Raw genomic sequence first — 12762 nt, forward strand, 5'->3', positions numbered from 1 at the left:
CGGGAGGCGGTGGCGCGGTCAGGCGCGGGTGGCGTCGTGGAGGATCACGTCGCTCGCCTTCTCGCTGATCATGTAGATGGGGGCGGCGACGAAGAAGCCGGGAATGCGGGGGAAGACAGAGGCGTCGACGATCCGCAGACGGTCCACCCCGCGCACCCGGAACGCGCTGTCGACCACCGCGGAAGGGTCATCGGCACGTCCCATCCGGCAGGTGCACGACGCATGGTGGCCCCAGGCCTCGTCCTGGACGAAGCGGCGGACGGCGTCGCGGCCCTCGGTCTCTTCGCCGGGCCACAGTTCCTTGAGGACCACGGCGTCGGCCCTGTGGTTCATGCGGCGGACGAACTCCACGGCGTCGGCCATCGCTTCGAGGTCCAGGCCCTCCTTGTCCGTGCCCTCGGTGAAGTAGTGGAAGTCGACCAGGGGGGTGTCGCGCGGGTCCGCCGATCTCAGCCGGACCCGGCCTCCCGTGTTGTGGGTGCGGCTCTTGAGGATGGCCCAGGTGAAGCGGTCCTTGTGGCGGGTCAGGTCGAGGGAGTAGCCGGGGCGGTAGCCCCGGAAGTCGAAAGGACCGCCGAAGATGAACAGATCTGGGGCGGCCAGGTCCGGGCGGGACTTGCGGGTGATGCCGAGGACGGCCCCGTTGGTGGTGTAGAGGCCCTTGCCGTCCTGCCACGCCCGGTAGCAGCGGTCCGGTGCGGTCCCGGGCCCGGGAGCGTGGAAGTCGCAGTCCCCGAGGAGCGGGAACGCGCGGCGCATCTGGCTGACCACACCGACTTCGTAGCGGTCCTGGAGATGCGTGCCCACCCCGTACAGGCCGACCCGCACGGGGATGCCGTGCCGTCCCAGTTCCTCCGGTGGCCCGATACCCGAGAGCATCAGCAGCTGAGGAGTGTTGAAGGCGCCGGCGGCCAGGATCACCTCGCGGGAGGCGAGGGCCCGGCGCGGCACCGCCGGCGCCGGGTCCGGCCGCGCGCCGGGATCGGCCCGGTAGGCGTGCGCCTCGTCCAGGTACTCGACGCCGGTCGCCGCGTTGCCCTCGTCCAGCAGGATCCGGGCGGCCAGCGCGTGCGTACGGACCACCAGGTGATCGGGGTGGTCGCGGCGCACGGCCCGGACGCGTTCGCGTACCGCGCTGCGGCGGCCGAGGGCCGTGGAGAGGGGGATCTGCCACAGTCCTTGCAGCGCCCGGGTCTGTACCCGCCAGTCGTTGGGGTCGACGAAGGAGCCGAATCCCTCGAGGGGGGACAGCGGCCGGTCGAGGAAGCCGGCGAGCGTGTCCTCCGCGGCGGAGACGATGACCTTGAGCAACTCGGCGTCCTGTACGACGAGTCGGGGGTCGGCCAGCGCGGTGGGCAGCCAGCCGTCGAACCCGTGCCGGGCGTCGTTGCGGTACCGGGCCGCCACGACGGGCAGGTTGCGGAGCAGCGCGGCCAGGAGCGGATTGCCGGGCAACTGCTTGGGCCGGGGCCGGTAGGTGCAGCGCTCCAGCCGCTCGAAGTACCGGCGCATGGCCGTGCTGTGCCAGCCGGCGTCGCCGGTCTCCGCCGCGATGGCGTCCCAGTCGTCGTTGTACGGATAGACGGTGATCAGCGCGTGGTGCGCGGTGCAGCCGCCGATCGCGCCGGCGCGCGGGTAGAGGACGCCCTCGCCCGGTACGAACTTGGTGTCGCGCCGTTGCTGCCGCTCGTCGCCGTAGTGCCGTACGAAGTAGTTCCAGCACTGCGCGGGGTCCTCGGAGGCGTCGGCGTGGAAGGCGGGCACCAGGTAGTTGTCGTCGTCCTCGGCGCCGCCGGCGTCCAGGAGCAGGGTGCGCATGCCCGCGGCGGCGAGGTTGGCCGCCAGCGGCCCGCCACCGGCGCCGGCACCGACGACGATGTAGTCGAAGCCCGTCTCGGTGGGCACAGCGGCCCCGGCCTCGGACGTCACGTCCGTCTCCCCTTCGGGGAGTTGGCGAGCGAGGCGGTGGCGCTGACGGCCAGGGCGGTGTTCACGGCCGAGATGAGGGTGGTCAGTACCGCGGTGTGTGGCGGGACGCGCGCATGGAGGCCGAGCATGGCCGCTGTCGCGGTGTCACTGGCGTGGATCAGGATTCCGTCGCGGAGGTCGTCGCGCAGCCGTTCGCCGCTGTGGGTCAGCAGATCGAGGCCGAGCAGGATCGTGCGGATGCCGAAGAGGCGGAAGGCGTAGACCGCGGCCGGGCTGGGCGGGTCGCGGTCGGGGTCGAACCGCCGGATGAGCAGCTCCGGTGCCAGCAGACCGGCGGCTCCGTTGAACAGTCTGATGCCGGCGAGGAGGTATGCCGGGACAGGGCGGCTGGAGGCAGGGGCCGTGGCCATGACGTCTCCTGGGAGTCTGGTGGTTCTCGCGATGACGGGACCGCCCGCTGAACCCCACGGCAAGGGAGAGGAACACCCTGGACGCACTCTTGATGACCACGCTAGGGGACCGGCTGCCCCACTGCATCTCGAGGAAACCGACGCAAGTTGAATCCGCAATGGTCGAAGAGGCACGTAATCGGACCCGCCGGTGACGGCCCCGCTCGGTGTGACCGAAAACCGCACATCGCGGAGGACGGCCATGAGAGACGGACGAGACCTTCCGGCGTCCCGGCCACGGCGTTCCGGCCACCGGGCAGCCCGGTCGGCAGACCGCGCAACGCCCTCACCGCACCTTGTTCAGGCGGCAACATTGCAGGTCCGGAGCACTTCGCGGCCGATTCGAGGGCCGTCACGCACACCACATGACGCGTCCGCCCCGACAGTTTGCCGCAATCCCCTCCGGGCGGGCGGTGCCCTGGCTAAGCTCACGCAGGCTGATGCACTGTCACTGATCTGGGGGCGGGGAATGAGGCTGCGCATCCTGGCGGACGGCGACGAGGAAGCACTCGTGGATCTTCGGTCGTGGCTGTCGGCCGACCCGGGTGCGGCCCGGTTGCCGGTCGCCACGGTCACGGGCCGTGGACCGACGATGGGCGTGCTGGAGGCCCTCGACATCGTCCTGGGCAATGCGGTGGACGTGGCCGACTTCGTGCTGGCCTATGTCGCCTGGCGCTCCGTCAGGCAGGACGAGCGGCCCGCACCGGCCGACGGCGAAGCGGGCGGGCAGCGCCTGGTGCACGGGGACAGCACCGTGGACATCGGCCACCTCACCCCTGCGGAACTGGGAGACCTGCTGCGCCGCCTGAACGACTCCGGCACCGCGGGAGCGGACGAGTGACCTCGGACGCCGGCCGGTCGCGGGCCGTCCTCTTCGGCGTCCACGACTTCCGCGAACTGCCCCGGCTGGACGGCGTCCGGCACAACATCCCCGCCCTGCTGGAGCTGCTCACCAGCGATGCCGTCGGTGGGCTGGCGGAGCAGGACTGCGGCGTCGTACCCCACGACGGGACGCAGCAGCAGATGCTGGACGCGCTGCACGACGCCACGGAGGCGGCAACCGATCTGCTGCTCGTCTACTACGCGGGACACGGCCATTTCGGTGGCCGGGACCGGTCGTTCCTCCTCGCCACCAGGGAATCCAGCGGACAGCGCCCCTACCACTCCGTCAAGTACAGCGACATCCGCGACCTCGTCTCCGGCTGTGCCGCACAGCGCAAGGTCGTCATCATCGACTGCTGCTTCAGCGGCCGGGCGCTGTCCATGTCGGACGAGCAGACCCCGACGCAGCTCGACACGGAGATCACCGGTGCCTGCGTCCTGACCTCGGCCGCCGAGACGGAACGCTCGCTGTGCCTGCCGGACGGAAGCATCTTCAGCCTGGAGCTGATCAAGCTGCTGAGTGAGGGGCTCAGCGGCGAGCTGACCGCAGGACGCCGGGGTGAACATCTCCCCCATCTCACCATGGTCGACGTCTTCAACACCCTGCACACCCGACTGCTCGGCAGGACCGTCGACGGCCTCCGGGTCCCCCAGCCCAGGATGAGCACCCGCGACCAGGGGCACCAGATCGTGCTCGCCCGGAACCGGGCGTACACCGGACCGCCGGCGCATCTCGCGGAGAGCGGCGCGCCATCGCCCGCCGAGGAACATGCATGGGTGGCCGCGACACGCGACCACCCGCTGTGGAACTACGTCACCGACGAACGCGGGCTGCCCCTGCTGCGCGAGACCGCCACCGCGCTCGTCGCCCGGGCGGCCGTCGCGACGGCACAGGACGGCATGGCGCTGAACGACGACCCATGGCACTCCCCGTCCTTCCCCGACAGGGTGGCCGAGTGGACCGACAGCCTGCTGCTCGACAGCAGCCTCCGTCCCGAGGAACTGGCGCTCACCGCCGCCGAGGTGTTCCTCCTCGTCACCCATCCCTACCTGCACGCCACCTTCTGGATGCAGAACGCCCACCGCTACAGCTCGTTCGCGCCGACGCAGCTCGCCGAGGCCCCGAGCACCGCGCCCGCCCGGCGGAGTTACGAGGTCTTCCTGCGCAACCACCCCCGCCTGGTGCGACGCGCTCTGCGGAACGACTCCCACGAGGCCGCGCGGGCCATCGGCTGGTGGCTGTTCCACCGCTGGCTCGTCCTGGAGCCGAGGCTCTACGACCCCGCAGCCGCCGAGACCCTGCTCGACCGCCTCGCCGTTCCCCTGGGGGACCGCTCCCCCAGGGAGAGGAGGCTCGTGGAGGACGTGCTGGACCCGCCGCTGATGTCCCAGTTGCTGCGCGCGCCCCAGCTCCCGGGACGGCCGGAGGGCGCCGGCGCGATGCCCCGCAGTGTGGGTATGGCCGAGACCGCACAACGGGTCAGGGCGCACCAGCTCGCGGAACTGCTGCGCATGGCCCACCTCTTCGCGATCGACCCGATCACCCTGCCGGAAGTGCTGGTGGACCACGTCGGCATCGGCTACGCCGTCGATCTCGGGGGCCTGCACAGCACGCTCGACCGCTTCCGGTGGGAGGCGAACGGGCGGGCCCGGGTGCTGAGAGCGACGTGCGACCATCTCGCCGTCGACCTCGGCCTGCGTCAGCATGCCGCAGCGATCGACGTGCTGCTGGCCCGGATCGACATCAGCAGCGGCGAGGGAGAACGGCCGCCTCTGCTGCGCAACCTGCCCCTGCACGCCACCGCCGAGCAGGTGACCCCCGCGGCCGACGCCGGCGGCCGCCGCGCGTACGAGTCGACCGAGCTGCGCTTCAGGCTGGCCGACGACCGCATCCAGGAACTGCTGATGGGTGAGCAGCTCTACGGAGATCCCGCGCTCGCCATCCGGGAGCTGTACCAGAACGCCCTCGACGCGTGCCGTTACCGCGAAGCCCGTACCCGGTACCTGAGCGCCACGCGCGGCCGGCGCATGCCGTACGAGGGCACGATCGCCTTCAGTCAGGGCGTCGACGAGGAAGGCCCGTATCTGGAGTGCCGTGACAACGGCATCGGCATGGGGGAAGTGGAACTCCGGGACGTCTTCTCGCATGCGGGCATGAGTTTCGCGGACCTGCCGGAGTACATCGAGGAGAAGGCCCGCTGGGACGAGTACGGCATCTCCATGCACCCCAACAGCCAGTTCGGCGTCGGGGTGCTCAGCTACTTCATGCTGGCGGACGACATCACCGTCACCACCTGCCGTCTCACCCCCGACGGCCTGCCGGGCGAGCATCTGCGCATCGATATCGCCGGCCCCGGCTCCCTGTTCCGCATCCAGCGCCTGGAACGCAGTCCCGACGCCTACACCAGCGTGCGCCTGCGGCTCCGCTCGGCCGACGTGTCCTCCTGCGTCGACGTGCTGCGCCGCATCCTGTGGATCTCCCCGTACGCCGTCACGGCGGGCGACGACCGGGGCGAGACCCAGAGCTGGGCGGCGAACGTCCTCGGCGACCGTGCGCCGCTGGGCACTTCCGACCCGCACAAGCCGGACGCCGTGCGCGCGGAGGACACCGTCGCGGTGGCGACTTCGACGCCCGCGGTGTGGTGGTGCAGCACCGGTGGCGCCGTACTGGCCGACGGACTGTGGGCCGGACAGCGCCGTTTCGGTGCCGTGGTGAATCTGTCGGGCAGGCACACCCCGCGCCTGACCGTGGACCGGCGGCGGATCATCGACGTGGACACCGCCGAGGTCGAGCGGCTGATGCGCCAGGAGATCCCCCGTCTGCTCGCCGCCGGGGACACCGTCTTCCGGCACGACTGGCTGGCGCACGTGCTCGAAGAGAGCCCGGGCCTCGCCGACGAGATCTTCGCCGAAGCGGTGCGTTCCGGGTTCACACCGTGGCGGATCGCGGGCCGGGAAGTGGACATCACGAAGTGCGGGTACCACCCCCTGGACGAACCCCCGGCCGCCGAACTCATGCTGGGTGCATGGGCAAGCTCGACCGACACGGCCGCGATCGAACCCTTCCGGATCGGGGCCCTGGTGGATGCGGGCTTCTACCCAGGATTCGTCACCACCAAGCCCTCGACGGTGGTGCTCCCTGTTCCGTCCGACATTTATGTGCTGCGGCCCCGTTGGAACGCAGGGTCGATCGGGTCCTACGGGTTCCCGGTGTCGTGGCACCAGTTCAGAGTGAGCATCGGCCTGATAGCCGAGGCTGCCGGTAAGACGGGGTGGTCCTTCGGAGAGATCACCGCTCGCCTCGAACGACTCGGCTTCTCGCCCCCCACCACATCGGTGACGCAGCTCGAACCCGAGGACCTCCTCATCATCAGCGAACGTCTGACGGGAGACAGCCCCTGGCTGGACCCAGGTGAGCCCGTGCACCCGGCACACGTCATCGATGCCATGAAGGAGACCGGGCGTACCGGCGAGCACATCATCCGCCGCTTGACCGAACTCGGCTATCGCGTGGCCACCGATCCCATGCCCCGGCCGGGGGATCAGGACCAGTTGATCCTCAGTAGCGACCTGGACGGGCGGCAGCCCTGGCTCGCCCTGGGGACCCAGGTCAGCAATGCCCACCTGGTGCTGGCGGCCGGCAAGACGGGGTGGGCGGTCGAGGAGGTCGCCGCTCGCCTCAGGGAGTTCGGCTTTTCGACCCCCATCGCGCCCACGTCCCGCCTCGAACCCGACGACTTGCGGATCCTGAGCCGGAACACCTCCGGGCGCGCGCCCTGGATCAATCCGCGCACAACCGTGCACCCGGCGCACATCGTGCTTGCCGCGACCATGACCGGGCACACCGTCGACCATGTCGTCAGCCGCCTGACCGAGCTCGGCCACCACGTGGGCACGCTTCCCGTACCGCCCCTGGAGCCCGGCGATCTGCGTCTCCTCAGCCGGAACTGCACCGAACAGCCACCCTGGCTCGCGTCCGGTGAAAGCGTTCACCCTGCCCAGCTCGTGCGGGCCGCTTCCGCCACCGGACGCACGATCGACTACGTCTCGTCGCGTCTCGCGAGTTACGGTCTGCGCCCCTCGGCGAGGGCGCCGCAGGGGGAACCGGACGACGGCCGGCTCATCAGCCGTGATCTGGACGGTGAAGTCCCCTGGCTCGAATACGACCAGCCGGTCGGGCCCGGTCACGTCCTGCGAGCCGCCAAGGCCACGAGTCGGTCTCCGCAAGCCGTCATCGCCCGGTTGGAAGAACTCGGCTACACGCTGCATGACGGCATAGCCCTGAGCACCGATGCGGATCCCGTCGGGCCTTGAGCCGGGCAGGTGACCGGGAGTTCGCACGGACCCCGGGCGGCCGGCGGCCGGCCCGTGTGCCGGCGGCCGGCCCGTGTGCCGGCGGCCGGCCCGTGTGGACAGGCCGCCGGTGATGCGCACGGCGCGGCTACGGGGCCATCTCGTACGCGCCGGAGAGCGCCTCGACCCGCTGCCAGACCCGCTGCGTGCGCGCCTCGTCCACGACCGGCCGCCGGACCGCGCCCAGCGCCCAGTCCTGCTGCTGTCCGGTCGCCGAGTCCTTGCCGTGCAGTTCGACGGCGTGCGCGGAGAAGTCCCGGACGAGGACGGCGAAGAGTTCGTCGAGGACGTCCTCGTCGAGTCCCGTCAGGGCGGCCTGCTCCAGGACGAGCTGACCGTGCACGACGAGGGCGAAGAGCTGGCCGACCGCGAGGAGGAGGTCGAGGTCGCGGCTCTGCTCCGCGTCGGGGGCGGCCGTGGTGACGAACTCCGAGAGCGCGTCGGCCTGTTCGCGGAAGCGGGCCACGTTGGGCAGGTGCGCGTACGCGTCGAAGGCGGGCCGCCAGTCGTGGAAGCGGACCGAGCCGAGGCCGCGGGCCGGCCCCTGCCGGAACAGGAAGTCGTCGTCGGCCGCGTCGAGCCGGGTCGGCACGGCGGGGTAGTCGGCCGGGTCGAGGAGGTGGCTGCGCATGAACTTCAGGATCAGCGCCAGGTTGACGTGGACCGTGCCCTCGAGCTTCGGCAGACCGCGGATCTCCACGGCAGCCTGGCCGAAGTAGTTGTCCTTCTCGAAGCCCTTGGCCGCGATGACGTCCCACATCAGGTCGATGACCTTCTCGCCCTCCGTGGTCACCTTCATCTTCGTCATCGGGTTGAAGAGCAGGTAGCGGCGGTCGTCGGGGCCGGCGGAGCGGAAGTAGTCGACGGCGCGGTCGCTGAAGTGCTTCATGCCGACGAGCCGGACGTACGCGTCGGTCAACTCGCGCCGCACGTGCGGGAAGGCGGTGACCGGGCGGCCGTAGAGGACGCGGTTGTGGGCGTGGGTGACGGCCTCGTACATCGCGTGTTCGCAGATGCCTATCGACGCGGTGCACAGGTTGAACTTGCCGACGTTGACGGTGTTGAGGGCGGCGTCGAAGGCGGCGCGGCCGGTGTGCAGGACGTCCTGGGCCGCTACGGGGTAGTCCTCCAGGCGGAACTCGCTGACGAACTTCGAGGAGTCGACGACGTTCTTGACCAGGTGGTAGGCCGGGTGACGGCTGTCGGCGGCGAAGAACACGTAGCCGTCGGGGCCCTCGACGTCGGTGCGGCGGCCGAAGACGGAGACGAGTCCGGCGGCGTTGCCGTTGCCGATGTAGTACTTGGAGCCGGTGGCGCGGAAGCCGCCGTCGCCGTCGGGCTCGAGCAGCATGTCGGTGGAGTAGATGTCGGCGCCGTGCGTCTTCTCGGACAGGCCGAACGCGAACACCTCTCCCTGGGCGAGGAGTTCGGCGGCGCGGGTGCGGGCGGCGGCGTTGTCGCTCTGCCAGACCGGGCCGAGGCCGAGGATCGTGACCTGCCAGACGTACCAGTAGTCGAGCCCGTAGAAGCCGAGGATCTCGTTGAGCGCGGCGATCCGGGCGGTGTCCCACCGCTTGTCCGGTTCCGTCTCCCCCGCGGCGGACGACGGGGTCAGAAAGGTGGCGAAGAGGTTCTCCTTCGCCGCGAAGGCGAGGAAGTCGCCGAGCCAGGCGCGGGTGCGGTAGTCCTCGATCAGCCGCCGCTTGCCGCGCTCCTCGAACCAGTCGACGGTGGCACGCAGCAGGCGGCGCGTCTCGGGGTCGAAGTGCGCGGGGTCGTACGTGCGCGGGTTGAACAGCAGCTGGTCGGCCATGGGTGTGACGCCTTTCGGCTGGTGGACGGGTGGGATTCGGGAGGTCGGACGGCCGGGCGGGCCGGCGGCCGGCGCGGAGGCGGTCAGCGGCCCGGGCCGAACCGGGCCAGCGTGGCGAGCACGTCGTCGAGCCAGTCGATCATCATGCGCTCGTACGCGATGCCGCCGCGCAGGACGGCGTGCTGGAGTTCTCGTTCCGCGTCGAGAGGCGCCTGCGCACCGGCCGTGGGCGCCTTCGGCCCCGTGAAGTCCCGTGCCTGTCCTGCGAGGTAGTGCGCGAGCCGGTCCCGGTGTGCCTGCCGGTGCCGCTCCACTTCGCGGATGAGGGCGGTCGGATCGTCGAAGGCGGCGCCCCGGATCTTCACGGCCAGGTCGTGGCGGACGCTCTCCGGCTCGATCGGGTCGTGCAGCCAGGAGGACAGCGCGGCCCGGCCGAGATCGGCGACGGAGTACTCCTTCTTGTCCGGCCGGCCCTGCTGGGGGACGTCCCGGGCGTCGACCCAGCCGTCGTCCTCCATGCGCTTGAGCACGCGGTAGATCTGCTGGTGGGTCGCGGTCCAGAAGTAGCCGATGGACCGGTCGAAACGCCGGGCCAGCTCATAGCCGGAGGCCGGCTTCTCCAGGAGCGACACCAGGATCGCGTGTTCGAGCGCCATGACACCGATCCTTCTATGCAACTCGTTGCATAGCAAGCACCGCCCGCCCCGATGCGACGCGGCTCACCCCGCGGCCGGCTTCCGCTCCCGGTGGCGGAACCTCGGTCTCCCTGCGTCGGTGTCCCTGCTTCGGTGTCCCGGCGCCCGGGTCCCCGGCCTCCGTGGCAGCGCCTCGACGGCAATGCCCCCCGGGGCGGATCGGCTCCGGGTGACGACCGATCCGGGGGCGATCGCGTGTGCGGTTGTCGTCCGTCGTAGGGCACGGGATGCTGAAGGGGGCACGAAGGGAAGCGGTGTCATGGATCGTTTTCCGCATGCGGCCAACGTCGACTTCCGTAGTCCTTTGGACCTCTCCAAGGCCGCCGCCGCGGTACTGGACGCCGAAGGCCGCGTTTGCGGGTGGGGATCCTCGGCCCAGCGCCTCCTGGGACACGCGGCCGAGGATGTGCTCGGCCGGCCTGCCGCCCGGCTGCTGGCGGCGGGCCACGGGCCGAGGCTGTCCGCCCTCTGCAAGGCGCGCGAGCCCCGCAGCACGGTCCTGGACCTCGGCTGCGGCGACGGACGCACCCTGCGCGCCGCCGTGACGTTCAGCCCGCTCGCGCACCAGGGCGCCGCCGCGACCGTCGTCGTCGCGACCGCCCTGGAGACCCTGCGCTGCTGGGAGCTCCAGCTGGCGATGCTCCAGGGACTGGCGACCGAGTCGTCCGTGGGCCTGACGATCTTCGACAACGACGGGCGGGTCGTCTGGGCGAACGTCGCCACCGATCTGGAGCTCGCGGGGATCGCCCAGTACATAGGCCGGCCGGCCGCGGACCTCTTCCCCGAGGGGGAGTTCATCTCCCGTCACCACCCTCCGGACGAGGACCAGATCATGGAGCACGTGCTGACGACGGGGGAACCCATCACGGGCATGCACTACCGCGGGCGCGCCCCCGCCGATCCGGTGCGCGAGCACGTGTGGTCCTGCTCCTACCACCGGCTGGTGGACGCCCGGGGCGAGCCCCTGGGGCTGTTCGAGGAGTCACTGGACATCACGGAGCGCTACCGCGCCCAGGAACGTCTGTCCCTGCTCGTGCGGGCGGGTAAGCGCATCGGTGCCTCGCTGGACGTACGCCGCACGGCCGCGGAGCTGGCCGACGTGGCCGTACCGCAGCTGGCCGACGAGGTGCTGGTGGACCTGCCGCCGGCGGTCATCGAGGGACGGCAGCCGCCCACGGGCTCGGCGCCGGGGCACAGTCTGCTCCGGATGCACGGCCGGACGTCGGAGGAGTTCCGCACCAGTCCCGTCTCCTACCCGCCGTCGTCACCGCAGGCGCTGAGCCTGGCCACCAGCCGCCCCATCGTCGACGCGTCCCCGCCCGAGGCACGGGGCGGGACGCGAACGGGGGCCTCGCACTCCTGCCTCTTCGTCCCGCTGCTCGCCCGCGACGCGGTCCTGGGCCTCGCCACCTTCCGGCGCAGCAGCAACCCCGACCCCTTCGGCGCCGAGGAGCAGACACTCGCCGTGGAACTGGCCGAGCGCGCCGCCGTCGGCATCGACAACGCCCGCCGCTACACCAGCCAGCACGCGGCGGCCCTGGTCCTCCAGCGGAGCCTGCTGCCGCAGCACCTGCCCGAGATGAGCGCGGTCGACGTGGCGTACCGCTACCTGCCCGCCGACAGCCGCGTGGGCGTGGGCGGCGACTGGTTCGACGTGATCCCGCTGTCCGGTGCCAGGGTGGGCCTGACCGTCGGCGACGTGGTGGGACACGGCGTGCACGCGGCAGCGACCATGGGCCGGCTGCGTGCCACCGTGCGGACTCTGGCCCTGCTGGACCTGGACCCGGCCGAGCTGCTCACCCGGCTGGACGACCTGGTCGCGCAGGACTCGGGGTCCGAGGCGGACGACGGACTGAGCGACGAGACGCTCGGCGTGACCTGCCTCTACTCGATCTACGACCCGGTCAGCGGCCGGTGCGTCTGGGCGAGCGCGGGCCATCCGCCGCCGATCGTGGCCGACACGAACGGCGCGGTTGCCTTGTCCGCGCTGGCACCGGGACCGCCCCTGGGGCTGGGCGGCCTGCCCTACGAGAACGTCGAGCTGAACTTGTCCAACGGCAGCGTGGTGGCGCTCTTCACCGACGGCGTCGTGGAGGACCGGCGCACCGACATCGACAGCGGGATCGACCGCCTGTCCCAGGTCCTCGCCTGGCAGCGGTGCCCGGTGGAGGAGCTGTGCGACCGGGCGCTGTCGGCCCTGCCGCCCGGGCCGCAGGCGGACGATGCCACCCTGCTGCTCGTCCGCACCCGGCGTCTGGGCACCGAGCGGGTAGCGGACCTGGAGCTGCCCCCCGACCCGGCCATGGTGGCGCACGCCCGCACGCTCACCGAGCGCCAGCTGACGGAGTGGGACCTGTCCGAGCTGTCGTTCACCGCCGCACTCGTGGTGAGCGAGCTGGTCACCAACGGCATGCGGTACGCCACCGGGCCGGTGATGCTCCGGCTGATCAGGGACCGCTGTCTGCTGTGCGAGGTCTCCGACAACGCGCACACCGCACCGCACCTGCGGCGGGCACGCCGGGACGACGAGGGAGGCCGCGGCCTGTTCCTCGTCGCCCAGGTCTCCCAGCGCTGGGGGACGCGGTACACCTCGTCCGGCAAGACGATCTGGGCCGAGCTGGCCCTCCCCTAGGGGCCGCCG

The 12762-nt window shown here is 71.2% G+C and carries 7 protein-coding genes; 3 read left to right on the top strand and 4 right to left on the bottom strand.

Annotated features, from left to right (window positions below):
* Positions 1-18: 18 nt before the first annotated feature.
* Both JK361_RS18335 and JK361_RS18340 read right to left on the bottom strand, forming a co-directional pair.
* On the bottom strand, positions 19-1929 hold the full coding sequence (locus JK361_RS18335; protein WP_201819162.1) for a GMC family oxidoreductase: 1911 nt from the start codon (positions 1927-1929) through the stop codon (positions 19-21).
* On the bottom strand, positions 1926-2339 hold the full coding sequence (locus JK361_RS18340; protein WP_201819164.1) for a hypothetical protein: 414 nt from the start codon (positions 2337-2339) through the stop codon (positions 1926-1928). Before JK361_RS18340 ends, JK361_RS18335 begins: the two co-directional genes overlap by 4 nt.
* Positions 2340-2847: 508 nt before the next feature.
* On the opposite strand from JK361_RS18340, the gene JK361_RS18345 reads away from it, so the two are divergent.
* Both JK361_RS18345 and JK361_RS18350 read left to right on the top strand, forming a co-directional pair.
* Positions 2848-3219 carry an effector-associated constant component EACC1 gene (locus JK361_RS18345; RefSeq protein WP_201819166.1) on the top strand — a complete coding sequence of 124 codons (372 nt, stop codon included), beginning with the start codon at positions 2848-2850 and terminating at the stop codon, positions 3217-3219.
* Positions 3216-7574, top strand: a complete 4359-nt coding sequence (locus JK361_RS18350; RefSeq protein ID WP_201819174.1) for a caspase, EACC1-associated type — start codon at positions 3216-3218, stop codon at positions 7572-7574. The genes JK361_RS18345 and JK361_RS18350 overlap by 4 nt, the downstream gene beginning before the upstream one ends.
* A gap of 127 nt (positions 7575-7701) precedes the next feature.
* On the opposite strand, the gene JK361_RS18355 is transcribed toward JK361_RS18350, so the two are convergent.
* Together JK361_RS18355 and JK361_RS18360 are read right to left on the bottom strand one after the other, a co-directional pair.
* On the bottom strand, positions 7702-9426 hold the full coding sequence (locus JK361_RS18355) for an acyl-CoA dehydrogenase family protein (RefSeq protein WP_201819176.1): 1725 nt from the start codon (positions 9424-9426) through the stop codon (positions 7702-7704).
* An 83-nt stretch (positions 9427-9509) separates the two neighbouring features.
* Positions 9510-10082: a PadR family transcriptional regulator gene (locus JK361_RS18360; RefSeq protein WP_201819177.1), complete on the bottom strand. Its 573-nt coding sequence runs from the start codon at positions 10080-10082 to the stop codon at positions 9510-9512.
* A 298-nt stretch (positions 10083-10380) separates the two neighbouring features.
* Here JK361_RS18360 and JK361_RS18365 point away from each other — a divergent pair, with 298 nt between their 5' ends.
* Complete coding sequence (locus JK361_RS18365) at positions 10381-12753, top strand: SpoIIE family protein phosphatase (protein WP_201819179.1); 2373 nt, start codon at positions 10381-10383, stop codon at positions 12751-12753.
* The last annotated feature ends 9 nt before the right edge of the window (positions 12754-12762 follow it).

The organism is Streptomyces musisoli, assembly GCF_016741855.1.
Taxonomy (GTDB): Bacteria; Actinomycetota; Actinomycetes; order Streptomycetales; family Streptomycetaceae; genus Streptomyces; species Streptomyces musisoli.

Coding starts and splice junctions, on each gene's coding strand:
- JK361_RS18355 (WP_201819176.1), bottom strand. CDS start 9,426: ATGGCCGACCAGCTGCTGTTCAACCCGCGCACGTACGACCCCGCGCAC.
- JK361_RS18345 (WP_201819166.1), top strand. CDS start 2,848: ATGAGGCTGCGCATCCTGGCGGACGGCGACGAGGAAGCACTCGTGGAT.
- JK361_RS18360 (WP_201819177.1), bottom strand. CDS start 10,082: ATGGCGCTCGAACACGCGATCCTGGTGTCGCTCCTGGAGAAGCCGGCC.
- JK361_RS18340 (WP_201819164.1), bottom strand. CDS start 2,339: ATGGCCACGGCCCCTGCCTCCAGCCGCCCTGTCCCGGCATACCTCCTC.
- JK361_RS18365 (WP_201819179.1), top strand. CDS start 10,381: ATGGATCGTTTTCCGCATGCGGCCAACGTCGACTTCCGTAGTCCTTTG.